This is a genomic window from Streptomyces sp. NPDC042201, from assembly GCF_055582185.1.
The window spans coordinates 515,851-541,011 of record NZ_JBVJDS010000003.1 but is presented as its reverse complement, the minus strand read 5'-3'; the positions used below and the strand labels follow the sequence as shown (position 1 = coordinate 541,011).

The following is a 25,161-nucleotide window of genomic DNA, read 5'->3' as shown; positions in this document are numbered from 1 at the left end:
CGGGGTCAGTCCACTCCCATGGGTACGGGCGGGCACCGACTTCGGCCGCCCCCACGCGTACGGGCGGCCGGGGTCAGCCGCCCAGCTCCTGGTGGCGGGCGGAGAGCCGGGCCGCGCCCTGCTCGGTGAGGGAGCCGAAGAGCCGCAGCCGCGAGATCCCGCCGTCGGGGAAGATGTCGATCCGTACGTCGGTGGCGACCACGCCCGCCGGCAGCACGAACCGGTGGTTCGTATCGGGCTGGAGCCGGGTCCTGGGCAGGATCCCGGTCCAGTCGCCCGTCCCGCCGTCCCGCCCGGACAGCGCCGCCCAGCCGGCCGCGTTGCCCTTCAGATACGTCGTGTCGATCTCGACGGCGCGGATCTCGGCCTGCTCCACCAGCTGGTAGCGGATCCAGTCGTTGCCCAGGTCGCGGCGTCTCCGGGTCTCCCAGCCGTCGTCCATCTTGCGGGAGCGGCCCGGCTGGATGGTGTTGGTGGCGGGCGAGTAGAAGCGGTCGGAGGCGTCCTCGACCCGGCCGCCGTTCTCCAGTGCGACGAGGTCGAACGTACCGAGGACGCCGAGCCATGCCGGGTCGGGAGCGACCTCGCCGTACACCCGCAGCCTGGCGATCCCGCCGTCGGGATGCTGGTTGACCCGCAGATGGGTGAAGCGCTGTTCGGCGTCGACCGTGAAGCCGTTGGCCGCGTGGCCGCCAACATCGGTGCGGGGTACGAGGGTGGTCCACTTCACCTGGTCGCCGAGCAGGTCCTCGGGGGACGGGGAGCCGGGCAGCGAGACGCCCTCGACGGAGACCGCCCGCGGGTAGTTGCCACGGAAGTGGGCGGTGTCCACGACGATCCCGCGGATCACTCCGGGTGCGCCGAGCCTGACCAGCGCCCAGTCGTGGTCCTCGTCGGTGGGGTGCGGCCGCTCCGCGCCGGCGCCGCGCCTGCGCCGCGTCTCCCAGCCGTCCATGATCTTGCCCTTGTGGCCGAAGCGCTCCGGGTCGAACTCCGCCGCCCCGGGCTTCAGCAGGTTCTCGCGCTCGGCGAAGAACTCGTCGTTGGCGGCGATGACCCCGGCCCCGAGCCGCCGGTCGGCGAGGTCGGCGAGGTGCGTGAAGGGGAAGTCGGCGGTGCGGTAGTCGGCGTACGGGTCGCCGCCGCCGTACGGGGCCGCGTCACCGGTGAAGGAGGGCGTGGACAACGGGGCTTCGGACACGGTCAGTTGTTCCTTTCCAGCAGTCGTCCTGTGGGTTCGGTGGGGGCGCCGTCGCGGGCGACGGGGACGCCGCGCAGCCAGGTCGACCTGACGACTCCGTGGAGGGTCTTGCCCGCGTACGCCGTCACCTGATTGCGGTGGTGCAGCTCGGCCGGGTCCACGGTGAAGGTCTCATCGGGCGCGAGGACCGCGAAGTCGGCGTCCCGGCCGGCCTCGATGGCGCCCTTGCCGGCCAGTCCGGCCAGGGCGGCGGGGGCCGCCGACATCCAGCGGACGACGTCCTCCAGGGAGTGGCCGCGCCTGCGCGCCTCGGTCCAGATCGCCGGAAGGCCCAGCTGGAGCGAGGAGATACCGCCCCAGGCGGAGGCGAAGTCAGGGGTCTTGAGGTCGGTGGTGCAGGGCGAGTGGTCGGAGACGACGCAGTCGATCGTGCCGCCGGCCAGTCCCTGCCAGAGCGCGTCCTGGTTCGCGGTCTCGCGGATGGGCGGGCAGCACTTGAACTCCGTTGCCCCGTCGGGGACTTCCTCGGCGGTGAGGGTCAGGAAGTGCGGGCAGGACTCGACGGTGATCCGCACCCCCTCCCGCTTGGCCTCGGCGATCAGCGGCAGCGCGTCCGACGAGGACAGATGCAGCACATGCACCCGGGCGCCGAGCCGCTTCGCCTGGGCGATGAGGCCCCGGATCGCCGCGTTCTCGGCGTCGCGCGGCCGGGACGCCAGGAAGTCGGCGTAGGCAGGACCGCCGCGCTGCGGCGCGGAGGCCAGCTCGCCCGGGTCCTCGGCGTGCACGATCAGCAGTCCGCCGAAGCCGGTGATCTCGGCGAGCGAGCGGCCGAGCTGCTCCTGGTCCAGCTCGGGGAACTCCTCCACACCGGAGGGCGAGAGGAAGCATTTGAAGCCGAACACCCCGGCGTCGTACAGCGGCCGGAGATCCTTGACGTTGTCCGGGACGGCGCCGCCCCAGAAGCCCACGTCGACATGGGCCTTCGTACGGGCCACCTCCCGCTTGGTGCGCAGATGGGCGGCCGTCGTGGTGGGCGGCAGGGAGTTGAGCGGCATGTCGAGCAGCGTGGTGATCCCACCGGCCGCGGCGGCGCGGGTGGCGGTCCAGAAGCCTTCCCACTCGGTGCGGCCGGGGTCGTTCACATGGACATGGGTGTCGACAAGACCGGGGAGTACGGCATCGTTCCCGGCGTCCTCCAGCCGGGCGCCGGCCGGCACCTCGCAGTCGTACGGCAGGACGGCCGTGATCTTTCCGTCGGCGACGGCGATCGAGGCGGCCCGTGTCCCCTCGGGGGTGATGACGCGCGTCGAACGCAGTACCAGGCTCACTTCGGACACCCGTGACCTCACTTCCCGTGCGCTTCCCGTGCGCTCACTCCCACGGCGCTTTCGCGGAGCTCCGCGGGAGCTCCCACGGAGCGAAATTCAACGAACTGTTGAAGGAGTCTTCACTCCGGGCCCCGGCCCGTCAAGACCACACTTCCCGCACCGCCCCCGCCATGGGCATCGGCGCGCTAGACTTGCTTATTTCCACAGAGCGGAACCAATATTTCAGCGAGCAGAATGTATCTTTGCCCCTCTCCAGCATAAAAAGATCACCACGGGTGACCGCGGACATCGGACAAACACGCCCTGACCGGCAGAGACGCCGCACCGGCGGCCCTGTGCCCCGGCGCATGGCCCGGTACGCTGCTTTCTGGCCCCGCCCGCCCCGAAAGGACCGTTGCCGTGCCGTCGTCCAGCGCCAGCACCACCGACGCCACCAAATCCGCCTCCGCCAGCGGCGGCGTCCAGTCCCTCGAGCGCGCCTTCGATCTGCTGGAACGGATGGCGGACGCGGGCGGCGAGGTCGGGCTGAGCGAGCTCTCCGCCAGCAGCGGTCTGCCGCTGCCGACCATCCACCGGCTGATGCGCACGCTGGTCGCCTGCGGCTATGTGCGCCAGCAGTCCAACCGGCGGTACGCGCTCGGGCCGCGCCTGATCCGCCTCGGCGAGTCGGCGTCCCGGCTGCTCGGCACCTGGGCCAGGCCGTATCTGGCCCGGCTGGTCGAGGAGACCGGCGAGACCGCGAACATGGCGCTGCTCGACGGCGACGAGATCGTGTACGTCGCACAGGTCCCGTCCAAGCACTCGATGCGGATGTTCACCGAGGTGGGCCGCCGGGTCCTCCCCCACTCCACGGGCGTGGGCAAGGCGCTGCTCGCGCACACCCCGCCGGAGGAGGTCCGCGCCCTGCTCGCCCGTACGGGCATGCCGGCCGCCACGGAAAAGACGATCACCACGCCGGACGGCTTCCTGGAGGCCCTGGAACAGGTGCGTCGGGCCGGGTTCGCGATCGATGACAACGAGCAGGAGATCGGGGTCCGCTGCCTGGCGGTTCCGGTGCCCAACTCCCCCACGGCCGCGGCGATTTCCATCTCCGGTCCGGCGGGCCGGGTGACGGAGGAGGCCATGGAGAGGATCGTCCCGGTGCTCCAGGAGGTCGCGCGGGATCTCTCCGAGGCGCTCGCGAACACGACGACGCAGGGCTGAGGAACTGTCCTGGGCCGTGTACGGCGGATCGGACCTAGCGGAACCGGCTGGAGAGTCCTCCGAAGAGGTCGACGGCGTTCCGTACGCCCATCAGCGCGGGTGCGAGCGCGCTCACCGAACCGATCGAGCCCACGATCAGCAGCAGCGAGCGGCGCATACGGGAAACCTCGGGATCGCCGCTCGCCACCATCGCGGCAAGCGCGCCCAGCTCGTCCTCGGCGATGGCCCGGTCCCTGAACTCGGCCGGGTGTCCGGCCAGTTCGCGCCGGAGCCGGAAGACGGCAGCACGTAGCTCCGTCACCCTCGGATCCTCGCGCTTCTCTGTCACCGGCGTCTGTCCCACGCTCCGCAACAAAGCTCTCCCCCTCACCCCTCGCCCCGCGCACGTCCTTGTGCCGGGCATACCTCTGCGCCTGTACGTCTCCCCGGACGGTGGTCAAGCGCCTAGGTTCGTGGGCAAGTTAACGCCATTCCGTGCGGTACGCGCCACTCCGCGGGCCGAATGCCACGGGAATGAGAACGGAACTCTCGGTAGCCCCCTTACCGGCAGCCGCCGTACACCGGGCATCCGACGCACCGCCCCCGGATGAGGTAAGCAGGCCCCATGGCAGGCACACGCAACGAGACGAACCCGCCCGTCGCCGGGCTGCTGCTCGCCGCGGGCGGCGGGCGCAGGCTGGGCGGACGCCCGAAGGCGCTGCTGCCGCACCGCGGCCGGCCGCTGGTCGAGCACGCCGCGCGCACACTGCGCGAGGGGGGCTGCGGCCCGGTGCATGTGGTGCTGGGCGCGGCCGCCGAGGAGGTGCGGAACCGGGCCGAGCTGCCGGGCTGCGTCCTGGTAGACAACCCCCGGTGGGCGGACGGCATGGGGTCCTCACTGCGCGCGGGTCTCGCCTCACTGGCCGGTACGGACGCACGGGCGGCCCTGGTCCTCCTGGTGGACCAGCCGGGGATCGGCGCGGCGGCGGTGGCCAGGGTGGTGGCCGCGTACCGCACCCCGGACTCGCTGGCGTCGGCCTCGTACGAGGGGAGGCGCGGCCATCCGGTGCTGTTCGGCGCCCGCCGCTGGGCGGACATCGCGGCGGATGCGCGGGGCGATCAGGGGGCACGCGACTATCTGAGGGGCCATGAGAGCGACATCGTTCTCGTCGAGTGCGGGGATGTCGCGCAGGCGTACGACATCGACACGGAGGAAGATCTGTCCCACCTCGAATAGGGCCGCACCCCGTGTGCGGGGCGGTGGCACCGCGCGTCGTGATCTGTCGACCCGGAGAGTCTCGACATCAACAAACCATTGAACTTCCACCATGAGGAAACTAGCATCCACTGGTCAGAAGCGCCCGACACCTCGGACGGTGCCCGCGACCGCTTCCCCACGCCACGGCACCCCGTGCCGTCCGAGGCGACCCGGCGGCCGTCAGGTGCCGCCCGCGAAGGAGTGACAGCTCATGTCCGCACCAGCGCCCTCCCCGCTGGCCGTCGTCGATGCCGAGCCCCTGCCCCGGCAGGACGAGGTCCTCACCGATGCGGCCCTCACGTTCGTGGCCGAGCTGCACCGGCGGTTCACCCCCCGTCGTGACGAGCTGCTGGCCCGCCGCGCCGAGCGCCGCGCCTCGATCGCCCGCACCTCCAGCCTGGACTTCCTGCCGGAGACCGCGTCCATCCGCGAGGACGAGAGCTGGCGGGTCGCCCCGGCGCCGGCCGCGCTGAACGACCGCCGGGTGGAGATCACCGGTCCGACCGACCGCAAGATGACCATCAACGCCCTGAACTCGGGCGCGAAGATCTGGCTCGCCGACTTCGAGGACGCCTCCGCTCCCACCTGGGAGAACGTGATCGTCGGTCAGCTCAATCTGATGGACGCCTATGAGCGCCGTATCGACTTCACCGACCCGCACTCCGGCAAGTCGTACGCCCTCAAGGCCGAGGACCAGCTCGCGACCGTCGTGACGCGCCCGCGCGGCTGGCATCTGGCGGAGCGTCATCTCCAGCTGGACGGCGTGCCGGTGCCCGGCGCGCTGGTGGACTTCGGGCTGTACTTCTTCCACAACGCCAAGCGCCTCATCGAGCTGGGCAAGGGCCCGTACTTCTATCTCCCGAAGACGGAATCGCACCTGGAGGCCCGCCTCTGGAACGACATCTTCGTCTTCGCCCAGGACTACACCGGCATTCCGCAGGGCACCGTCCGCGCGACCGTGCTCATCGAGACGATCACCGCGGCGTACGAGATGGAGGAGATCCTCTACGAGCTGCGCGACCACGCCTCCGGGCTCAACGCGGGCCGCTGGGACTATCTCTTCTCGATCATCAAGAACTTCCGTGACGGCGGCGCCAAGTTCGTCCTGCCGGACCGCAACGCCATCACGATGACAGCGCCGTTCATGCGCGCCTACACCGAACTGCTCGTCCGCACCTGCCACAAGCGCGGCGCGCACGCCATCGGCGGCATGGCGGCCTTCATCCCGTCCCGGCGCGACGCCGAGGTCAACAAGGTCGCCTTCGAGAAGGTCAAGGCCGACAAGGACCGTGAGGCGGGTGACGGCTTCGACGGCTCCTGGGTCGCCCACCCGGACCTGGTGCCGATCGCCATGGCCTCCTTCGACGCGGTCCTCGGCGACCGGCCCCATCAGAAGGACCGCCTCCGCGAGGACGTGTCCGTGGCCGCGGGCGATCTGATCGCCGTCGACTCCCTCGACGCCAAGCCCACGTACGAGGGCCTGCGCAACGCCGTCCAGGTGGGGATCCGCTACATCGAGGCCTGGCTGCGGGGCCTCGGCGCCGTCGCCATCTTCAACCTGATGGAGGACGCGGCCACCGCGGAGATCTCCCGCTCGCAGATCTGGCAGTGGATCAACGCGGGCGTCGAGTTCGAGCACGACGGCCGGACCCTGCGGGCCACGCCGGAACTGGCCCGCCAGGTCGCCGCCGAGGAACTCGCCGCGATCCGGGCGGAGGTGGGCGAGGAAGCCTTCGCGTCCGGCGCGTGGCAGCAGGCCCACGACCTGCTGCTGACGGTCGCACTGGACGAGAACTACACGGACTTCCTCACGCTGCCGGCGTACGAACAGCTCCGCGGCTGACCCCGGACCCCGCCCGCTCCCGTCGCACATATCTCCGCCCCCGGCCCCGCACGGCGCCGGGGGCGGAGCAATGTGCGGCGGGAGCGATGAGTTTCGCTGACCGGACCGGTCCACCCCTCATGGACACAGAAACGAAAGCGGAGATGCTCGACCTCGGGCCCGTGTGCCGCGAGGTGGCCGGGCTGCTGGACGGCATCACCGACGAGCAGCTCACGGGCCCGACGCCCTGTCCCGACTACGCGGTACGGGACGTGCTGGCGCATCTCGTCGGGCTGACCACGGCGTTCCGCGACGCGGCGAAAAAGGAACTGGGCCCGACGACGGATTCCTCGCCGGACGGGGGGCTGCCCGTGCTGCCCGCCGACTGGCGTGAGGCGCTGCCGCGGCAGCTCGACGAGATGGCCGCCGCGTGGCGCTCGCCCGATGCCTGGCAGGGCCACACCCGCGTCGGCGGGGTCGATCTGCCGGGCTCGGTGACGGGCCTCGTGGGTCTCAATGAGGTCCAGATCCACGGCTGGGACCTGGCGCGCAGCACCGACCAGCCGTACGCCCCCGACGAGGTGAGCCTCCAGGCGTCGTACGCGCTGCTCGCCCCGCCGCCCGAACCCGCGGACGCCGATTCGGCCTCGTCGAACCTCTTCGGCCCGCCGGTCGAGGTCCCCGAGGACGCCCCGCTGCTGGACCGGGTGATCGGCCGGAGCGGCCGCCGCCCGGACTGGAAGCCCGGGGAGTGAACCGGGCTGCCCAACCGGAGGCCGGGGGGCCTTACGGCTGGGCAGCTCACCGCTGACGCCCCGGTCGCCGGCCGGCCGGGGCAGGGATGTCGGCCGGGGCAGGGATGTCGGCCGGGGCAGGGGTGTCAGTACTTCGCGCCAGTCCTTCGCGTCAGTCCTTCGCGGCCTCGCGAGCCGTCCGCAGGAGGGCTCGGGCCGCTTCCTGGAAGCGGGCGTCCGCCCGGGTCAGCTCCGGTTCGATGCCGGTGATCCATACGCGGCGGTCCCGTTCCGCCAGGGCGGTCAGGCGGTGGAGGTGGGCCTCCGACAGCTGCTCGGGGCCCAGCACCGCAAGCGCCTCCACGGCGCCCATCGGGTCCGCGTCGTCCTCGGCCGAGGCCAGGACCAGGTCCGCCAGCCGGGTCCGGTTCTGGGTGGCGGGCACTGTCGCGAGCAGGGCCAGGGCCATGGACGGTGTCTGGTCCGGTTGCTCCAGACCGCGCTCCAGAGCGGGGCGCAACGCGGCGGCGGCCGGGCCGAGGAGGGCGGCGGCCCGCGCCGCTCGTACGGCGGTCCACCGCATCCAGTCGGCGGCCGTCGCCGCCAGGACGCCGGCGATCACCGGCAGCGCGTCGTCGGGATCGCCGGTCAGCCGCCACAGGGCGAGCGCGATCTCCAGATCGGCGTCCATCCGCGGGGTCGTACGGCGCTCGTCGTCCTTGCCGAGGGCCGCCCGGAGACTCGGAAGCAGTACGGCGGCGGCCTCGCCCAGCTCGGCCGTGGCACCGGCGGCGTCCCGTATCCGGTAGGTGTCCTCCGCCGCCAGTTCGGCGGTGAGGACGGTCAGCAGCGGCTCGGGGTCGCCGGTCAGACCGTGCAGCGCACGCGCCGCGGCGAACCGGCCTTCTTCCGGTCCCGAGACGGCGGCCTCGCCCAGTGGCCCGACGGCCCGCGCGGGGCAGACGGCCGCCATCGCGCGGGGCACGAAGACAGGGAACTTCCCGAGGAGTGCGGCCACTTCGGGGAAGGCCGGCGCGGCCCGCTCGCCCCAGCAGCTGAGCAGCCGGGTGAGGTGGATCGGCTCGTTCCCGTCGAGATCCGAGGCGGTCAGCCGGGCGCGTACCGCCGCCAGCAGCTCCGGGTGGTACGGGAACGACACAGGGGACCGGCCGCCCGGGAAGCCGACCGCCGCACCGAGGGCCCGGGGGCGCTCGGGCAGGTCACGGGCGAGCAGCGGGGCGGCCCCCTCCGGATCCACCCCGATCAGGGCCTGGAGCGCGTGGTCCGCGAGGCCGTCGGCCTCGGAGGCGAGCGCGGTCAGAGCCGGGGCGGCGGGAGCCGCGTGCGCGCCGAGCTTGGTGAGGATGCCGATGGCGGACAGCGCCGAGGCCGGCTCGTCCAGCAGGGCGGTCACCGGGGCCGCGAGCCTGGCCGGCGCGCTGCGCGAGAACACGCACGCCTGCTCGGCCGCCCACAGGGCCTCCGCGCCGACCGCGGCGTCTCCCGACCGGAGTGCGGCGTCGAGCAGCGCGAACGCCGCCTCGCGGTCCGCGGACGTCTCGCGGTGCAGCAGGGCCTCGACGACCCACTGCAGCGGCTCCGTGCGCTCCAGGTCGAAGCGGCCGGTGACCAGTTCATCGGCGGGAAGGAGCGACAGCATCGCCTCATGGTGCGTGCCGGTCCAGGGCAGCTCCAGGTCCAGACAGCCGAGAACCGCAGCGATCCGCAGCTCCGCGGGCTCCGCCGTGTCCAGCGCCGCCGTCGCGAGTGCGGCCGCGCCGGATGTGCCCGGTGTGACCGCCCCGTCCAGTCGTACGATCCCGGCCAGCAGCTCGGCCCGTACGACAGGATCCTGCTCCTGCTCCCAGCGCCGCAGCAGCACGGGAAGGACCGGCCCCGCGGCTCCGGCACATGCCGCCGCCCAGACCGCCGCCTGCCTCACCCCGGAGTCGTCGGCGTCGATCAGCGGCAGGATCAGGGGCAGTTGGGCGACGACGGCGGCCTGGCAGTCGCCGGGCGGGGTGCCGTCGTACACACCCTCGCTCTCGGCCACCCCGCCGAGGAAGACCAGCAGCTCATCGGCGAGGACCCCGGCGGCGGCCAGTCCGGCGAGATAGGGCACGGCCGCCGCGGAGGCTTCGTACACCGAGCCCTGGTGCAGGATGCTGCCGTACAGCTCGCTCAGAGCCGCCGCCGCCTCTTCCTCGTCCTCACTCGCCAGCGCCCGCAGCGCGTCGGGCACATCGGCGGCGCTGCCGTAAGCATGCTCAAGGGTTGCCCACGGCCGTGTGTCCAGATCGGCGAATACCTGTACGAGATCCATGGCCGGAATGCTGCCACGGGGGTCTGACAACGCCCGGCGACCGCCCCCGCCGGGAGGCAGGGACCGGTTCGGGAACCGCCTCAGACCGCGTTGAGCCCGCGTCCGCGCGCCTCGTCGTACGCCGCCCGCGACTCGGCGATGGTCACGCGATGACGCTCGGCCCAGTCGGTGAGCCCGAGCAGCGACGCGTGCAACTCGCGGGCGACCTCGGTCAGTTCGTACTCGACCTTGGGCGGAACGGTCGCGTGCACCGTACGGATCAGCAGCCCGTCGCGCTCCAGATTGCGCAGCGTCAGCGTGAGCATCCGGCGGCTGATGCCTTCGATGGAGCGCTCCAACTCCGTGAAGCGGATGGGCCCATGGGCGGCGGCGATGATGATCAGGACGCTCCATTTGCCGGCGACCCTGTCAAGAACTTCGCGGACCGGGCACGCCTGCGCGTGCACGACCTGGGGGGTTACCCGCGTGTTCCCCTGGGACATCGAAGTGCCTCCTTACAGCGGACTCCATGGTCACCCACGATTACCTCTGTTACAAGTCGTGCACCTTTGGAGGTCCGGACCGTGGACAGGATCGTTACACCCTCTCATCATTCGCGCTGGACAGCACTGATCGTGCTGTGCGCGGGGACGCTGATGACCGTTCTCGACGGCAGCATCGTGACCGTGGCCATGCCCGCGATCCAGTCCGATCTCGGCTTCTCGCCGGCCGGGCTCGCCTGGGTCGTCAACGCGTATCTCATCGCGTTCGGCGGACTGCTGCTGCTCGCCGGGCGGCTCGGCGATCTCATCGGCCGGCGGCGGATGTTCATCGCCGGGCTCACCGTATTCACCACCGCCTCGCTGCTGTGCGGGATCTCCACCGGCTCCGGCGCGCTGATCGCCGCGCGCTTCCTGCAAGGCATCGGCGGCGCGATGACCTCGGCGGTTGTGCTGGGCATGCTGGTGGCGCTCTTCCCCGAAGGCCGTGACCGGGCCAGGGCCATCGCGGTGTTCAGCGCGGTCGCGGCCGCGGGCGGCGCGCTCGGCACCTTTCTCGGCGGGGCCCTCACCTCGACTCTCGGCTGGCACTCGATCTTCCTGATCAATCTGCCGATCGGGGTAGCCGCCCTGATCGCCGCCCGGCGCGTGCTGGCGGCCGACGCCGGGCTGGGACTCGGCAGGGGCGCCGACTACGTGGGCGCGGTGCTGGTCACCGCGGCGCTGATGCTCGGCGTCTACACCATCGTCAAGGCCGCCGACCACGGCTGGGCCTCGGCCCACACCCTCGGCTTCGGCGCGCTCTCCGTACTGCTGCTGGCGGCCTTCGCCGTGCGGCAGTCGTACGCCGCCGATCCCCTGCTGCGACTGGGGCTGCTGCGCTCCCGGACCCTGTGGGGCGCGAATCTCGTACAGATGCTGATGGTCGCGGGGATGTTCACCTTCCAGTATCTCGGCGCGCTCTACCTTCAGCGGGTGCTGGGCCTCGACGAGTTGCTGACGGGGATCGCGTTCCTGCCCGCTCCCGTCGTCATCGGCATCATGATGCTGGGCTTCTCCACGCGGCTGAGCACCCGCTTCGGACCGCGCCCCGTGCTGCTCGCCGGGCTCACACTGATCGTCGTCGGGCTCGGACTGTTCGGACGGGCGCCCGCGGAGGGGACGTACGCCGTCGACGTCCTGCCGGTCATGGTGCTGCTCGGGGTCGGCTTCGGGTTTGCCATGCCGGCGCTGACAGGTCTGGCGATGGCGGGTGTACGCCAGGAGGACGCCGGTCTGGCCTCGGGCCTCTTCAACACGACCCAGGTGGTGGGCGGCGCGCTCGGCCTCGCTGTGCACTCGACCCTCGCCTCGGAACGTACGCGCGAGGTGCTCGCCGCGGGCGACGGCGCGGTCCAGGCGCTCAGCGACGGCTACCGGCTCGCGTTCCGTACGGCGGCCGTGGTGGTGGCGGTGGCGCTGGTCGTGGCGGCGACTCTGCCGCGTACGAAGAAGACGAAGAAGGCGAAGGAGAAGGGGAGCCAGCCGGAACCGGGCACCACTCCTGCCCCCGGAGCCCCTGCCGCGACCGGTACGGTTCACACACCGTCCACCACCCATACGGGATGATCCGGGAGAACTCACGTAATCTCGGAAGCCGGCCGGCCCGTACCGCGAGGACCGGCGCACCTCGCGGGAAAGGGCCGATTCGTGATCCACGCGCTCCGCCGACTACCGCTCGTTCCGCTGCTGTTGACGCTCATCGCCTGCGCCGCGTGCTCCTCCGCCTCGGGCGTGTCCGTGGGGCTGGACAGTCCGGCGAAGAAGGAGATCGCGATGCGTCTGGTCTCCAGCGCGGAGAACTCCTCGCTGGACTGGAAGGCGCAGTACGGCTACATCGAGGACATCGGCGACGGCCGCGGCTACACCGCCGGCATCGTCGGCTTCTGCACCGGCTGCGGCGATCTCCTCCAGGTCGTCCAGCGGTACACGGACGCGCGGCCGGACAATCCGCTGGCCTCCTTCCTCCCCGCGCTGCGCGCGGTCAGGGGCGGCGACTCCCACCAGGGGCTGGGCCGCGCGTTCACCGACGCGTGGAAGGCGGCGGCCGGGGATCGCGCCATGCGCAAGGCCCAGGACGCGGAGCGCGACCGGCTGTACTTCGACCCCGCCGTCAGCCGGGCGAAGACCGACGGGCTCGGCACACTGGGGCAGTTCATCTACTACGACGCCTATGTGATGCACGGCTACGGGGACTCCCGGGGCTCGGTCGGATTCCGCGCGATCCGCGAACAGGCCCTGCGCACGGCCGAATCCCCCGGCCGCGGGGGCGACGAGACCCGCTATCTCCACGCGTTCCTGGACGCACGGGCCGCCGCGATCCGCCGCGAGCCGTCGCACTCCGACACCAGCCGTATCGACACGGCCCAGCGGGTCTTCCTCGACCGGGGCAATCTGGCCCTCGACCCGCCGCTCGACTGGAAGGTGTACGGCGACAGCTATTACCTCGCCGCCGAGTAGCGGGGAAACGGGACAACTGTCCGGCCCTCACCCCTTCTTCACCTCCGTATGGCTGTACGCCACCCTCCTCCTTTGGTAGGAAAGCTTCCTAACAGATAAGCGCAGCCACACGCTCTCCCTTGGAGGTCAGGGTGCCCACCCCCCACATACGCACCGCTCTGCTCGCGCTGGCACTGGTCGCCGCTTCCGCCACCGCCACCGTGGCGCACGCGGCGCCGGAGCCCGTCGGCGCCGCCACCGCCGTCGCGGCGGCCCCGGCCGCGGCGGCGGGACTGGACGATCCGGCGAAGAAGGACATCGCCATGCAGCTCGTCTCCAGCGCGGAGAACTCCTCGCTGGACTGGAAGGCGCAGTACGGCTACATCGAGGACATCGGCGACGGCCGCGGCTACACCGCCGGCATCATCGGATTCTGTTCCGGTACGGGCGACATGCTGGACCTCGTCGAGCGGTACACCGACCGCGCGCCGGGCAATCCGCTCGCCCGGTATCTGCCCGCGCTGCGGGAGGTCGACGGCACTGACTCGCACGAGGGGCTCGACCCGGGCTTCACCGCCGCCTGGAAGCAGGCCGCCCAGGACTCGGCGTTCAAGACGGCGCAGAACGACGAACGCGACCGGGTGTACTTCAACCCGGCCGTGAACCGCGCCAAGCAGGACGGCCTGTCCACGCTCGGGCAGTTCATCTACTACGACGCCATCGTGATGCACGGCGACGGCGGCGACAGCACCAGCTTCGGCAGTATCCGCGAGCGGGCCCTGGCCAACGCGACGACGCCGGCCCAGGGCGGCGACGAGACGCGCTATCTGAACGCCTATCTCGACGCCCGGGTCTGGGCGATGAAGCAGGAGGAGGCGCACGAGGACACCAGCCGGGTGGACACCGCGCAGCGGGTGTTCCTCGACGAGGGCAATCTGAACCTGGATCCGCCGCTCGACTGGAAGGTGTACGGCGACAGCTTCCACATCGGCTGAGCAGGGCGGGTACGGCTGCCACGGACCCCGCTCGGGGCCGTGGCAGCTGGTCGAGGGCCGTCCCCCTCGACCGGACATCCGCGCGCGATCAGCCCTGTGCGGCGATCCGCGCGAGGCGCCGCGCCTCGCTCCGGGTGGAGCGGGCGATGGCGTCCTCGTCCACCGTGGTCAGGTGGCTGTCCTCGACGACGGTCCTGCCGTTGACGAGGGAGAGCGTGATGGGCGCGGCGGCGCCGAAGACCAGCGCGGTGACCGGGTCGGCGATGGAGGCGTGGGCCAGCGTGTCCAGCTTCCAGAGCACGAGGTCGGCGAGCTTGCCGGCCTCGATGGAGCCGATCTGGTGGGCGCGGCCCAGCACTTGGGCGCCACCGTACGTACCGAGCCGCAGGGCCTGACGGGCGTTCAGCGCGGCCTCGCGGTGCGCGCCGAGGCGGTTGATGAGGAGCGCGTTGCGCAGCTCGGTGTGGAGTTCGCCCGACTCGTTGGAGGCGGTGCCGTCGACGCCGAGGCCGACCGGCACGCCGGCCTTGAGCATGTCGGGGACGCGGGCGATACCGGCGGCCAGCCGGGCGTTGGAGGAGGGACAGTGGGCGACGCCCGTGCCCGTACGGCCGAAGGCGGCGATGTCGGAGTCGTTCATATGGACGCAATGGGCCATCCACACATCGGAGCCGAGCCAGCCCGTCGATTCGAAGTAGTCCGTCGGGCCCATGCCGAACAGTTCCTTGCAGAACTGCTCCTCCTCCAGGGTCTCGCTGCCGTGGGTGTGCAGCCGCACGCCCTTGCGGCGGGCCAGCTCCGCGCCCTGCTTGAGCAGTTCGGTGGATACGGAGAACGGCGAGCACGGCGCGACCGCGATCTGGGTCATCGCGTCGAACGAGGCGTCGTGGTGCCGGTCGATGGTCTCCTCGGTCGCGGCGAGCGCGCCTTCGAGGGACTCGACGGCGAAGTCCGGCGGCAGACCGCCGTCCGACTTTCCCCGGTCCATGGAGCCACGGGCGAGGGTGAACCGTACGCCCGTCTCGGCGGCGGCCCCGATGATCGCGCCCGACAGATCGCCCGTGCCGCGCGGATAGACGTAGTGGTGGTCCATCGCGGTGGTGACACCACCGCGGGCCATCATCGCGAGCGAGCCCTGTGCGGCCGCGCGGACCATCGGCTCGTCGAGGCGTGCCCAGGTCGGGTACAGCGCGACCAGCCAGTCGAAGAGGTTGTGGTCGGTGGCGAGTCCGCGGGTGATCCACTGGTAGAAGTGGTGGTGCGTGTTGACCAGGCCGGGGGTGACGAGGTGGCCGGTGCCGTCGATACGGCGGACCACATGCTCCAGGTTCGCGGGGGCCCTGCCCGCGCCGGCCGACTCGATCCGGTTGCCCGCGACGACGACGTATCCCGAGGCGTACTCGGTGTCGTACGCGTCGACCGTCGCGACGGCGCAGTTCTCGATGACGATGCGCGAAGCCGCCATGGTGGTTCCTCTTCCTGTTCCTGCCGTCGGGCTCGCGCCCGGATGTGGGCTCGCGCCCGGATGTGTACGGACCCGGGGGCCGCGCGGGGTCAGAGGGTGGTCATGTCCAGCGGGATCCGTGGCTCTTTGCCGTCCCGCAGGACGGTGGCCTCGATCAGGCCGTACGGGCGGTCGGCCGCGAAGTAGACCTCGTTGTCGTTCTTGAGCCCGAAGGGCTCCAGGTCGACCAGGAAGTGGTGCTTGTTCGGCAGCGAGAAGCGGATCTCGTCGATCTCGTCGCGGTTGTCGATGATCCGCGAACCCATCTGGAAGAGGGTCTGCTGGAGCGAGAGGGAGTACGTCTCGGCGAAGGCCTGGAGCAGATGCGTGCGCGCCTGCTCGTAGGACTGCTCCCAGTCGGGCATCCGCTCGTCGTCGCTCGACCAGCCGTAGCGCCATCGGGCGGACACCTGGGTCGCGAGGATGCGGTCGTACGCCTCCTGGAGCGTCGTGTATGTGTCCCTGGCGTAACCCCAGAACTCGGAGTCCGTCGAGTTCATCACGACCAGGTCCTTCAGACCCGAGATGACCTGCCACGCCGCACCGTCGTAGCTGATCTGGCTGACGCGGGTCTCCTGGCCCTTGCGGACGAAGGAGTGCCTGGGCCGGTCCGCGCCGGCGGGCCCCGCGGTGCCTTCCGAGGTCTCGATGCGCTCCCAGGCGTACTCCTCGACGCGTATGCGCGCCTGCCGGATCGGCTCCTGACTGGTGACGAAGTGCCTGGCCAGATGGATGCCGAACTGCTCGGCCGACTCGATGCCGTGCTCCTTGGCGAACGCGTACACCGTGTTCTTGGTGGTGTCGGTCGGCAGGACATGGGCGTTGGAGCCGGAGTAGTGGACGTCGTCCATGTCGCCGGAGAGCGCGACGGAGACGTTCAGGTCCTTGATGTGGTGGGTACCGCCGTCCCGCGTGATCCTGACGACGCGGTTCTCCGCTTTGCCGTACTGGTTCTGGCCGAGAATGGTGGGCATGTCTGCTAGCTCCCTCGGTAAACGGAGTAGCCGAACGGGTTGAGCAGCAGCGGTACGTGATAGTGCTCGCCGGGGCTGACGCTGAACGTGATCGCCACCTCCGGAAAGAACGCGCCGCTGTCCCTCGGGCGGGAGGCGTCCTGCTGCGCCTCGGCTTCATTCTGCGAGAAGTACGCCTCGGTCTCGAAGCCGAGACGTACGTGGGTGGTGCCCTCCGGCAGCGCCGGCAGGTCCTTGCAGCGCCCGTCCACGTCGGTCCTCGAACCGCCGAGGGCCGACCACGGCGCGTCGGAGCCGCTCCGGGCCGCGAGCGAGACGGCGACACCCTGGGCGGGGCGTCCGAGGCTGGTGTCCAGGATGTGCGTGGACACCGAGGCCGTGGTCTCGGTGCTCAAGACCGTCACTCTCCTTCTTCCACGGGTTCTTCCGCGGGTTCTTCCGGGGGTTCTTCCACGAGACGGGTCAGCCGGATGCGGTTGATCTTGCCCAGTTCGGTGCGCACGATCGCGCGCTCCTGCTCGGGCGTATGGCCGATCCGGGCCTTCAGCGCGTCACGCATCTGTTCACCGGTCGCGCCGGTGGCGCAGATCAGGAAGACATGTCCGAACGTGTCCTGGTAGGCCAGGTTCAGTTCGAGCATCTCGGCCCTGAGTTCCTCGGAGGCGCCGGCCATCCCCCGCTGTTCGCGGGAGGAGACCGGGTCTCCGGGCTTCGGCCGGCCGATCGGCGGATGCCCCGCCATCGCCTCGGCCAGATCCCCGGGGCCCAGTTCACCCATTGCGGTGTCACTGGCGGCGAAGAGGGCTTCCGCGGTGGCGTACGGCCGCCGGGCGAGCAGTTCACTCCCCCACGCCGCACTGGCACACACCTCCTGCAACGCGGCCAGGGCCGCCCGGTCGGAGAGGGTGTTGAACCGGACCAGGCCCGGTGTCGATGTCGAAGTCACGGGAGCCTCCGTGGCCGTCGTGAGCGGGCTTCGCCTAGCTAACGCCCTCCACCACACCGCGTCAACACTTTGTTGAAATCTCGTATACGGAGGACCCGCCACCCCCACGCGGCCCCCGGGCGCCCGCGCCCCCGGGCCGCCGCTGCCATGACTTCGCGGCACAATCACGGGAGTTTTACGGAATGATGAATTCCAAACACACGCATTGGTTTCGGCGGCCCATGTCAATAGCGCCGCGCGGAAGGCGTCGAGAGGGAAAGCGCGCGCGTTCCAGCCATTTGGAAATTGAACACCATGCGACCCAGTAGCGACGCCGCTACCTGGGGTTACGCGGTGACCCAGCCTTGATCAGTCGTAACTGGGGGTGACGTCACGTCTCTTTTATCCATACATAAACACCCTTGGAGAGCATCGACGGGCGGCGGCTGGCCGGAAAGGTATGTACCAGATCGTGAGACAGAGCTTGCTGGCGCCGAAAGACGCGTGAAAGTGTTCGGGAAATCGAACCGGATTGAATAGAATTCCGGTTACTCGTTTCAGCGAATCGCAGAGGGGGAGTCAAGGATGAGTAACACCGAGACGGCGATCGGCGCATACCTCGAAGGATTCGAGGGGGACATGAAGAGCCTCCAGGACGCATTCGCCGAGGACGGCTACATCGAGATCGCCGAATTCGGTCCCGCCGGCCTGAAGGCGCAGCTCCTCTCCGAGGTGGACACCCTTCTGGAGAAGCACGCGCAGCGCCGTCGGCTCCAGATCGCCAGTACGGGTAATTCACCCCGCTACTACGAGGCGGTGGGCCGCAATGCCATCGTGGAGAACGCCGAGATCATTCCGGCCGCCTACCGTTCGCCGGCGCTGCTCGGATTCCTGGCGGAGCTGACCGGGGAGCCGGAGATCGTACCGGTTCCGTGGCAGCCGGAGGAGATCGTCATCACGCGCATGACGCAGACCGGCGACTCGCACGGCTGGCACTGGGACGACTACTCCTACTCGCTCATCTGGATCATCGAGGCACCGGGATCCGACGACGGCGGTGCGCTCGAATACGTACGCGACACCGAGTGGGACAAGGAGAACCCGCGGATCGACGAGTACCTGCGGGACGGCGTCATCGAGCGCCGTCAGCCGGCCACCGGCTCTGTCTACCTGCTCAAGGCCGACACCGCCATGCACCGCGTCGCGCCGCTGACACGGGACGGTGCGCGTCGCGTCATCCTCTGCTTCTCGTACGCCACGCTCGCCGATCTGGAGCGCGATGTCTCGCACGAGACGATGGAAGAGCTCTACCCGGAAGACCACTCAAGCGTCTGACTCAACGCAGGGGGGAAATCGTGAGCGCAACGCTGGAAGATCTCAAAAATTTCTACTCCGCACAGGGAAGCAATACCTCGTCGATATTCGACGTATGGGAGCGGGGGGATGCCCGAGGAGACTCGGTCACACCGTCCACATATTCCGGTGAATACCGTTCCTTGATGCTGGAGACGCTGGCCAAGGCTCTTTCCGCACACGATTCCAAGAAGCTCCTCAGTCTTGGCTGTGGAAACGCCATGATAGAGGCGGAGCTGGCTTCCCAGGGGTATGACATTCTCGCGGTCGACGCGATGGCGGAAGCCGTGGAGCTCGCCAGAAAGAAAGGGCTGACCAGCCTTCGGGCGGACGTGGAGTCGTGGGCTCCGGAAGCCGGAGCCTGGCCCGTGGTCTACGCGGACGGCCTGCTGGGCCATCTGTACGACTCCGCTACGGAGAGCTTGCCCGTCCTCGGCCGTATTCGGTCCTGGTTCACGGGCGGCGGGACGCTGGTGGTGTCGAACGACAGCCCCCGATCGGGAGGGGCCGTCGAGGCGGCCCCCGGTGTCGACGCGTTCTACTGGCTGTCCGGGGAATATCTGGTCGAGCAGGCTTATGCCGCCGGCTTTTCCTACGCGACGTGCGAGACCTTCACCTATGCGCGCCCCATTTCTGGAGAGCGGCACCGGGCGGTTCTGATCGCCCAGGTTCACGAGTGACACACGACCGGGAGACAGCACGTGGGCAGCGCGCTCTTGAACACCGTCAACACATTCGGCGAGAGTTTCGTCAACGCGTCGGAGCTGCTGGGCCGGTACGAATCCACTGAGGCCGAGGCCGCCGGCACCGTACGGCTACTGGGGCTGCGTAGCGGAGAGACCGTCGTGGAGGCCGGATGCGGCCCGGGGAGATTCGCCCAGGCACTGGCCGCGCACGGCTTTCCCGTGATCGGGGTGGACATCTCCCCGGAAGTCATCGCCATCGCCGAGCGACGGCATCCCGGCCCGGACTACCGGGTCATGGACATGGCCGACCTGGCGCCCGGCAGCGCGGACGCGCTGGTCAACGTCTATTCGAGCTTCGGCTACTGCAAGACGGCCGAGGAGGACACGGCCGTCCTGCGTACGTGGTGGCGAGCGCTGCGCCCCGGTGGGCGGCTCCTGCTGGAGCTCTCCGATCTCGAACGCGCGCAGAAGCGCCTCGGCCCCGGGGCCGGGACCGTGCACCGCAGCACCAATGGAGTACAGGAAGAGATCCGGATGGACTGGGAGCAGCAGATGCTGCATGTCAGTTACCACCTGGACGGCCGGCGACTCGACTGCAGGACCCGGGTCTACAGCCGTGACCAGTTGCTGGAATCCCTCCGTACGGCCGGCTTCACCGACGTCGACTGCTTCGGCGGATTCGACGGCCGGGCGAAGTCGCCCGACGACCGACTGGTCCTGGTGGCACACCGCTAGTGCCCCTCCCGGGAACAGCTCGTCCGGTGGTACACCGCCGGCTCGTCATGAGGTCCGGGAGGCGAGACATCCGCCTCCCGGATCCGAGCGTGCCTCCCGCCCCCGCTGTTCCCAGGAAGGAACGTCACCGCCCATGCCGATGAGCGCAGGGTTCAGCCGCCGCGTGACGCCGGTGCTCCGCGAAGCCGCCGAACACTTCGGAACCCCCTTTCACCTGTACGACGAGCAGGGCATCGCCGCCACCTGCGCCCGGTTCAACGAGGCGTTCTCCGGTCTGCCCTATCGCGAATACTTCGCGGTCAAGGCCCTGCCGAACCCGGCGGTCATGGAGATCATGCGGCGTCACGGCTTCGGCTTCGACTGCAGCTCCCTGCCCGAACTGGCCCTGGCCCGCAGCGTCGGAGCCAGGGGCGCCGATGTGTTCTTCACCTCCAACAACACCAGCCGGGAGGAACTGGCCGCGGCCGTCGAGCAGTCGGCACTGATCAACATCGATGACCCGGCCGTGCTGGCCAAGCTGGCGGACCATCTGGGCGGCTCCGGCCTGGTCGACACCCTCTGCCTGCGCGTCAACCCGGGGGCAACGGAGAGTTCGGACCAGTTCCTCGGCAGCCCGCAGAACGCCAAGTTCGGCATCCCCCCGAGCCGGTTGACCGAGGCTGTCAACAGCGCCCGCGAGCTGGGCGTACGTCACTTCGGCCTGCACATGATGGTGGCGTCGAACGTACTGACGACGGCTCCGCTCGTGCGTACGCTCGACATCCTGCTGGGGCTCGCGACGGACATCCGCGAACGGACCGGCGTCGAGATCGAGTTCCTCAATCTCGGTGGTGGTATCGGCATCCCCTACCGGCCCGGGGAGCAGACCTTCGACCTGCCGGCGCTGGGCCGGGCTCTCCGGGACAGGCTGACGGGCTGGGCGGCCGAGCGGAACGCCGTGCTTCCACGGCTCTGCTTCGAGAGCGGCCGGTACATCACCGGCCCGCACGGCGTGCTCGTCACCAGCGTCCTCAACCGGATGAGCAAGTGGCGTGAGTACGTGGGCGTCGACGCGAGTATGAGCTCCCTCATGCGACCGGGCATGTACAGCTCGGCCTACCACCACATCACAGCGCCCGAGGCGCGGGGCCGGCCCTCCCGGACGGTCGACGTCGTCGGATCGCTCTGTGAGAACAGCGACAAGTTCGGCACGGACAGAGAGCTGCCCGAGCTGGTCGAGGGAGACCTCCTGCTGGTACACGACACCGGCGCGCACGGCCACTCCATGGGCTTCACCTACAACGGGCGGCTGCGCCCCAAGGAGCTGCTGCTACGGCCGGACGGCACGGTGGAACTCATCCGCCGGGCCGAGGAGCAGGAGCTCGATCACTTCGCGACCCTGCGGTTCTCACCGGACCGGATGTCCGCTCCGTCTCCCGCCCGCCCCGTCACAGGCACGCTAAGTGAGGTAACCGCACCATGAACGGACCCATACCCGGGGCACTCACGAGGGCAGCGGACAGGCCCGCGGTCGGGATCGTCGACCCCTTCTCCACCGGGGCTTACCTCAAGGACGCCTTCACCGCTCGCGGGTGGCGGGTCGTGGCCGTCACCAGCCAGTGGCCGCTGCCCGACATCTACGCCGGAAGCCTGCGCCCCGAGGAGTTCGACCAGGTTGTGTTCGGGCAGGGAGACGCCGCCGCGACCGCCGCCGAACTCGCACGTGTCCCGCTGCGCGCGGTGGTCGCCGGCACCGAGATCGGTGTCCGGTTCGCCGACGAGCTGGCCGAGTCGCTCTCCCTCGAAGGCAACGGCACCGCGCTGAGCGAAGCCCGCAGGGACAAGGCGGCCATGGCCGCCCGGCTCCGCGAGAAAGGCCTGCGGCACGTCCGCACCTTCGAGGCCAGGAGCGAGGCCGAGGCAGTGGAGCAGGCGTTGAGCCTCGGCCGGTGGCCCGTGGTCGTCAAGCCCGCCGACAGCGCGGGATCGGACGGCGTGACCTTCTGCGACTCGCCCGAAGCGGTCCGCCAGACCTTCACCAAGCTGCACGGCGAGACCAACCGTATGGGCCTGGCCAACCACAAGGTACTCATCCAGGAACTCCTCGTCGGCCAGCAGTACTTCGTCAACACGGTCAGCCGCGCCGGACGCCACCACATCGCTGAGATCTGGCGCGACGACCGGCGCCGGATACCGGGCGCGGGCCTGGTGTGCGACTGCGAGAGCCTGCTGCCCGCACGCGGCGATGTGCAGGACCTGCTGGGCGCGTACATCACCGGTGTGCTCGACGCCCTCGGCATCGCCTGGGGCCCCGCGCACAGCGAGCTGATGCTCACCGCGAGCGGCCCGGTGCTGATCGAGACCGCCGCACGCATGCAGGGCACCATCCTGACCGGGCCGGTGGAGCAGGCGACCGGTACCAGCCAGGTGAGTCTGACCGTGGAGGCGGTGACCGACCCGGACCGCTTCGACGCGCGGGCGGAGCGCCCCTACGAACTGACCCAGGGGCTCAGCGTGTTGTCGCTGATCGCGCACCGCGACGGGGTCATTCGGGCCCCTGACGTGGCGGCCCGGCTCGCCGCTCTGCCGAGCTTCAGCGGTCTGATCGGCGATCTGAGCCAGGGGGTGCCGGTACAGCCTACGGTCGATCTGTTCACTTCTCCCGGCATCGTGTACCTGCTGGGCGACGACGAGCAGGTGGCGCGGGACCGGGCGGCCATCCGCGCCTTCGAGGCCGAGGGGCTGTACGGATGACCGGCCCAAGGCCGCACGGCCACCGCGGCGACGGCGGCCGGCCCCCGCGGGGACGGACGTGTCCCGTATGAGGGAGGAACTGCTCGCCACCGCGCGGGACTCGGGTTTCGTCCCTGTCGATCTCTCCCTCGGTGTGGCCTGCGACCCCGAGCCCGACGCGGCCGACGCGTGGGCCGCTGAGGGAGGAGAGCCCGGCTATCCGAAGAGCCGGGGCTTCGCCGTCCTGCGCACGGCGGCCGCCGCGGCCCTGCGCCGCCGCTACGGCGTGTCCGTACCGCCCGACGCGGTCGCGGCCTGCGCCGGGAGCAAGGAGTTCATCGGGTCGGCGGCCCTGTTCCTGCGCCAGGAGCGGGGCGGTGGGCGCGACACGGTCCTGATTCCCCGGCTGCGCTATCCCACCTACGGGGTGGGCGCCGCGCTGGCGGGGATGCGGACCGTGGAGGTGCCTACGGACGACGCGTTCAGGATGCGGCTCGACCTGCTGCCCGCCTCCGACGTCCGGCGCGCGCTGTGCCTGTGGGTCAACAGCCCGGCCAATCCCACCGGAGTCGTCGAGCCGCTGGCTGCCGTCGCCCGCTGGGGGCGCGAGCACGGGGTGATCGTCCTCTCGGACGAGGCGTACACCGATCTCACCTGGGACGGCAGCCCGGGGACGATTCTCTCCAGCGGCCTCGACGGGGTGCTGGCGGTCCACAGCATGTCCAAGGCTTCGCACGCCCCGGGGCTCCGGGTCGGCTTCTACGCCGGTGATCCACGCCTGGTGGCGCCGTTGGTCGTCCGCCGCCGCGACGCCGGGCTGATGGCCGCCGCACCCGCACAGGTCATGGCCGCCCGGCTGCTGGACGACGACCGGCGGGTCGCCGGACAGCGCGCCCGCACCCTGCGCCGGCTGACCGGGCTCGTGGACCTGCTCAACGGGGCGGGCCTGCGCTGCGCCCGGCCCGAGGGCGCCATGTTCGTCTGGCTGAGGACGCCCGGCGGGGACGGCGCGGCGTTCGCCCGGCTCGCCGCGCGGACGGCCGGTCTCGTCCTGGCCCCGGGGGCGCAGTACGGCTCCGCCGGACATCCGTACGTACGGATCGCGGCGACGGAGGAACAGGAAACGGTCGAGCCGCGGATCGGACTGCTGGCGACGGCCCTCGGCCGGGCGCCCGCTCCACCGTCGCCCGGAGACACGTCGCCCGGAGACACGCCGCCCGGCCCCGCGACCGCCGGTGCCACCAAGCCACCGCGGGCCAGGAACCGAGAAGGAGCACTGCCATAGCCACGACGTTCCCGGCGGGCACGCACACGTGTGACGAGCCGATCCGTGTTTCCACCGTCGCCACGATCACGGCGATCGGCCCCGAGGAGTGGGGCCGGCTGGCCGCAGGCACCGGCCTCTACCAGAGCTATCCGTGGCTGCACTGGGCGGAGTCGTCCAGCGGGGCACGCCCGGAGTACGTGCTGGCGCACGGCGCCGACGGTGTCCTGGTGGGCGCCGTACCCACCTATCTGCTCTCCTCGGCACCGGACCGCTTCACCACCTGGTACGACCCGGTACGCGTCTTCCTCGCCCCGCACTGCGACACCACGGACGCGACGGACCAGTGGTTTCCGCTGCTGCTCGTGGGCTCGGCCAGCGGCTACCACAGCGAGATCCTCGTACGGCCGGGCCGGGACCGGCGGGCCGTGGCCCGCGCGCTGCTGAGCGGATGCCTCGACCTCGCCGGTCGCTCCGCCGCCCGCGGCACGGCGATGATGTACGCGCCGGAAGCGGCGGCGCTGGAGGCCGGAGCGGTCCTCGGCGGGCCCGTCGCACCGGTCCCCACCTCGGCCGAGGCGGTGATCCCGGTGACCGCGAAGGACCGGGACCTCGACGACTACCTCGCCCGCTTCCCCAGCGCCCGGCGCTCCAAGTTCAAGAAGGAGATCACGGCGTTCCGGGCGGCCGGCGGGACGACGACGCGCTACGCGCTGGGTGACCTCGTCGACCGTGTCGGACCGCTGCTCGGCCAGCTTCAGCGCCGGTACGGCGACCCCGTGACCGACCGCGAGATGACCGCCTACGTCGCCTCGCAGGAGAGGCATCTCGGCGCGCGGAGCGTCGTCCTCGCCGACGAGACGGATGACGGCGGGCTCCGTGGCTTCACCCTCTCCTACATCCATGAGAACACCCTGTACGTGCGGGCCGCCGGCTTCCAGGAGGACCTGGAGCAGCCGCCGTTCGCCTACTTCAACCTGGCCGTGTACGCCCCCCTCCGCCTCGCCATGGAGAACGGGCTGACCGCGGTCGACCTGGGCACCGGGGCCTACCGGGGCAAGACCCTGCGCGGGGCCGCGATCCAGCCGCTGTGGTCCGCGGTCCGGCCCCCCGCTGACTGCCCGCCGCAGTGGTACGAGGCCCTGGGACAACCGGCTCCCGAAGCCGTCGAGGCCGGATGGGCAGGCGCCAGAAAGTGAGTACGC

Annotated in this window: 23 protein-coding genes; 14 read left to right on the top strand and 9 right to left on the bottom strand. The window is 70.5% G+C overall.

All coding sequences use genetic code 11. The annotated features are described in order from the left end of the window. Nucleotides 1–73: 73 nt before the first annotated feature. Nucleotides 74–1,201, bottom strand: coding sequence for an allantoicase (gene alc / locus ACZ6MZ_RS09840; RefSeq protein WP_469350895.1), 1,128 nt, complete (start codon nt 1,199–1,201; stop codon nt 74–76). A 2-nt stretch (nt 1,202–1,203) separates the two neighbouring features. Then, nucleotides 1,204–2,541: an allantoinase AllB gene (gene allB / locus ACZ6MZ_RS09835; RefSeq protein WP_469350894.1), complete on the bottom strand. Its 1,338-nt coding sequence runs from the start codon at nt 2,539–2,541 to the stop codon at nt 1,204–1,206. A gap of 390 nt (nt 2,542–2,931) precedes the next feature. Here allB and ACZ6MZ_RS09830 point away from each other — a divergent pair, with 390 nt between their 5' ends. Continuing rightward, on the top strand, nt 2,932–3,735 hold the full coding sequence (locus ACZ6MZ_RS09830) for an IclR family transcriptional regulator (RefSeq protein WP_469350893.1): 804 nt from the start codon (nt 2,932–2,934) through the stop codon (nt 3,733–3,735). A 34-nt stretch (nt 3,736–3,769) separates the two neighbouring features. On the opposite strand, the gene ACZ6MZ_RS09825 is transcribed toward ACZ6MZ_RS09830, so the two are convergent. Further along, nucleotides 3,770–4,090 carry a DUF5955 family protein gene (locus ACZ6MZ_RS09825; RefSeq protein WP_389791966.1) on the bottom strand — a complete coding sequence of 107 codons (321 nt, stop codon included), beginning with the start codon at nt 4,088–4,090 and terminating at the stop codon, nt 3,770–3,772. A gap of 249 nt (nt 4,091–4,339) precedes the next feature. Here ACZ6MZ_RS09825 and ACZ6MZ_RS09820 point away from each other — a divergent pair, with 249 nt between their 5' ends. From ACZ6MZ_RS09820 to ACZ6MZ_RS09810, 3 genes are all read left to right on the top strand, one after another. Further along, the gene (locus tag ACZ6MZ_RS09820; RefSeq protein WP_389791968.1) at nt 4,340–4,951 is read left to right on the top strand and encodes a nucleotidyltransferase family protein; all 612 of its coding nucleotides are present in this window, start codon (nt 4,340–4,342) and stop codon (nt 4,949–4,951) included. A gap of 232 nt (nt 4,952–5,183) precedes the next feature. Then, on the top strand, nt 5,184–6,815 hold the full coding sequence (gene aceB, locus ACZ6MZ_RS09815; RefSeq protein ID WP_469350891.1) for a malate synthase A: 1,632 nt from the start codon (nt 5,184–5,186) through the stop codon (nt 6,813–6,815). A 119-nt stretch (nt 6,816–6,934) separates the two neighbouring features. Beyond that, nucleotides 6,935–7,549, top strand: coding sequence for a TIGR03086 family metal-binding protein (locus ACZ6MZ_RS09810; RefSeq protein ID WP_469350889.1), 615 nt, complete (start codon nt 6,935–6,937; stop codon nt 7,547–7,549). 151 nt (nt 7,550–7,700) lie between these two features. Here the strand turns inward: ACZ6MZ_RS09810 and ACZ6MZ_RS09805 are convergent, their stop codons facing one another. Together ACZ6MZ_RS09805 and ACZ6MZ_RS09800 are read right to left on the bottom strand one after the other, a co-directional pair. Further along, nucleotides 7,701–9,851, bottom strand: coding sequence for a hypothetical protein (locus ACZ6MZ_RS09805; protein WP_389790863.1), 2,151 nt, complete (start codon nt 9,849–9,851; stop codon nt 7,701–7,703). Between the two features lie 80 nt (nt 9,852–9,931). After that, nucleotides 9,932–10,333 (bottom strand): winged helix-turn-helix transcriptional regulator, encoded by a 402-nt coding sequence (locus ACZ6MZ_RS09800; RefSeq protein WP_384192120.1) that lies wholly within the window; start codon nt 10,331–10,333, stop codon nt 9,932–9,934. Between the two features lie 81 nt (nt 10,334–10,414). Between ACZ6MZ_RS09800 and ACZ6MZ_RS09795 the strand changes: the two genes are divergently transcribed. The 3 genes from ACZ6MZ_RS09795 (at nt 10,415) to ACZ6MZ_RS09785 (ending at nt 13,803) form a co-directional block, all read left to right on the top strand. Next, the gene (locus tag ACZ6MZ_RS09795) at nt 10,415–11,938 is read left to right on the top strand and encodes an MFS transporter (RefSeq protein WP_469350887.1); all 1,524 of its coding nucleotides are present in this window, start codon (nt 10,415–10,417) and stop codon (nt 11,936–11,938) included. Nucleotides 11,939–12,019: 81 nt separating this feature from the next. Then, nucleotides 12,020–12,829 carry a chitosanase gene (locus ACZ6MZ_RS09790; RefSeq protein WP_469350885.1) on the top strand — a complete coding sequence of 270 codons (810 nt, stop codon included), beginning with the start codon at nt 12,020–12,022 and terminating at the stop codon, nt 12,827–12,829. Between the two features lie 131 nt (nt 12,830–12,960). Further along, nucleotides 12,961–13,803 carry a chitosanase gene (locus ACZ6MZ_RS09785; RefSeq protein ID WP_469350883.1) on the top strand — a complete coding sequence of 281 codons (843 nt, stop codon included), beginning with the start codon at nt 12,961–12,963 and terminating at the stop codon, nt 13,801–13,803. Nucleotides 13,804–13,891: 88 nt separating this feature from the next. Here the strand turns inward: ACZ6MZ_RS09785 and ACZ6MZ_RS09780 are convergent, their stop codons facing one another. The 4 genes from ACZ6MZ_RS09780 to uraD all read right to left on the bottom strand — a co-directional run bounded on the left by ACZ6MZ_RS09780 (nt 13,892) and on the right by uraD (nt 17,227). Further along, a complete protein-coding gene (locus ACZ6MZ_RS09780) occupies nt 13,892–15,268 on the bottom strand; it encodes an 8-oxoguanine deaminase (RefSeq protein ID WP_469350882.1) in 1,377 nt (458 codons plus the stop codon). Between the two features lie 89 nt (nt 15,269–15,357). After that, nucleotides 15,358–16,281: a factor-independent urate hydroxylase gene (pucL, locus tag ACZ6MZ_RS09775; RefSeq protein ID WP_469350881.1), complete on the bottom strand. Its 924-nt coding sequence runs from the start codon at nt 16,279–16,281 to the stop codon at nt 15,358–15,360. Between the two features lie 5 nt (nt 16,282–16,286). Next, nucleotides 16,287–16,676 carry a hydroxyisourate hydrolase gene (gene uraH, locus ACZ6MZ_RS09770; RefSeq protein WP_469350879.1) on the bottom strand — a complete coding sequence of 130 codons (390 nt, stop codon included), beginning with the start codon at nt 16,674–16,676 and terminating at the stop codon, nt 16,287–16,289. 5 nt (nt 16,677–16,681) lie between these two features. Next, complete coding sequence (gene uraD / locus ACZ6MZ_RS09765; RefSeq protein ID WP_469350877.1) at nt 16,682–17,227, bottom strand: 2-oxo-4-hydroxy-4-carboxy-5-ureidoimidazoline decarboxylase; 546 nt, start codon at nt 17,225–17,227, stop codon at nt 16,682–16,684. Between the two features lie 564 nt (nt 17,228–17,791). Here uraD and ACZ6MZ_RS09760 point away from each other — a divergent pair. The 7 genes from ACZ6MZ_RS09760 (at nt 17,792) to ACZ6MZ_RS09730 (ending at nt 25,155) form a co-directional block, all read left to right on the top strand. Beyond that, complete coding sequence (locus ACZ6MZ_RS09760; protein WP_389790871.1) at nt 17,792–18,541, top strand: HalD/BesD family halogenase; 750 nt, start codon at nt 17,792–17,794, stop codon at nt 18,539–18,541. A gap of 20 nt (nt 18,542–18,561) precedes the next feature. Further along, nucleotides 18,562–19,239, top strand: coding sequence for a class I SAM-dependent methyltransferase (locus tag ACZ6MZ_RS09755; RefSeq protein WP_389790872.1), 678 nt, complete (start codon nt 18,562–18,564; stop codon nt 19,237–19,239). 21 nt (nt 19,240–19,260) lie between these two features. Continuing rightward, nucleotides 19,261–19,980 carry a class I SAM-dependent methyltransferase gene (locus tag ACZ6MZ_RS09750; protein WP_469350874.1) on the top strand — a complete coding sequence of 240 codons (720 nt, stop codon included), beginning with the start codon at nt 19,261–19,263 and terminating at the stop codon, nt 19,978–19,980. A 133-nt stretch (nt 19,981–20,113) separates the two neighbouring features. Then, nucleotides 20,114–21,442, top strand: coding sequence for a diaminopimelate decarboxylase (gene lysA / locus ACZ6MZ_RS09745; RefSeq protein WP_469350873.1), 1,329 nt, complete (start codon nt 20,114–20,116; stop codon nt 21,440–21,442). Continuing rightward, entirely contained in the window at nt 21,439–22,713 is a 1,275-nt protein-coding gene (locus ACZ6MZ_RS09740) for an ATP-grasp domain-containing protein (RefSeq protein ID WP_469350871.1), read from the top strand. The genes lysA and ACZ6MZ_RS09740 overlap by 4 nt, the downstream gene beginning before the upstream one ends. A gap of 67 nt (nt 22,714–22,780) precedes the next feature. Continuing rightward, nucleotides 22,781–23,977, top strand: a complete 1,197-nt coding sequence (locus ACZ6MZ_RS09735) for an aminotransferase class I/II-fold pyridoxal phosphate-dependent enzyme (protein WP_469351124.1) — start codon at nt 22,781–22,783, stop codon at nt 23,975–23,977. Next, entirely contained in the window at nt 23,974–25,155 is a 1,182-nt protein-coding gene (locus ACZ6MZ_RS09730) for a GNAT family N-acetyltransferase (protein WP_469351123.1), read from the top strand. The genes ACZ6MZ_RS09735 and ACZ6MZ_RS09730 overlap by 4 nt, the downstream gene beginning before the upstream one ends. Nucleotides 25,156–25,161 lie beyond the last annotated feature (6 nt).

Excerpts from the sequence above, each read along its gene's own strand:
- ACZ6MZ_RS09820 (WP_389791968.1), top strand. The coding sequence starts at position 4,340 with ATGGCAGGCACACGCAACGAGACGAACCCGCCCGTCGCCGGGCTGCTG.
- aceB (WP_469350891.1), top strand. The coding sequence starts at position 5,184 with ATGTCCGCACCAGCGCCCTCCCCGCTGGCCGTCGTCGATGCCGAGCCC.
- ACZ6MZ_RS09810 (WP_469350889.1), top strand. The coding sequence starts at position 6,935 with ATGGACACAGAAACGAAAGCGGAGATGCTCGACCTCGGGCCCGTGTGC.
- ACZ6MZ_RS09805 (WP_389790863.1), bottom strand. The coding sequence starts at position 9,851 with ATGGATCTCGTACAGGTATTCGCCGATCTGGACACACGGCCGTGGGCA.
- ACZ6MZ_RS09800 (WP_384192120.1), bottom strand. The coding sequence starts at position 10,333 with ATGTCCCAGGGGAACACGCGGGTAACCCCCCAGGTCGTGCACGCGCAG.
- ACZ6MZ_RS09780 (WP_469350882.1), bottom strand. The coding sequence starts at position 15,268 with ATGGCGGCTTCGCGCATCGTCATCGAGAACTGCGCCGTCGCGACGGTC.
- pucL (WP_469350881.1), bottom strand. The coding sequence starts at position 16,281 with ATGCCCACCATTCTCGGCCAGAACCAGTACGGCAAAGCGGAGAACCGC.
- ACZ6MZ_RS09760 (WP_389790871.1), top strand. The coding sequence starts at position 17,792 with ATGAGTAACACCGAGACGGCGATCGGCGCATACCTCGAAGGATTCGAG.
- lysA (WP_469350873.1), top strand. The coding sequence starts at position 20,114 with ATGCCGATGAGCGCAGGGTTCAGCCGCCGCGTGACGCCGGTGCTCCGC.
- ACZ6MZ_RS09740 (WP_469350871.1), top strand. The coding sequence starts at position 21,439 with ATGAACGGACCCATACCCGGGGCACTCACGAGGGCAGCGGACAGGCCC.
- ACZ6MZ_RS09735 (WP_469351124.1), top strand. The coding sequence starts at position 22,781 with ATGAGGGAGGAACTGCTCGCCACCGCGCGGGACTCGGGTTTCGTCCCT.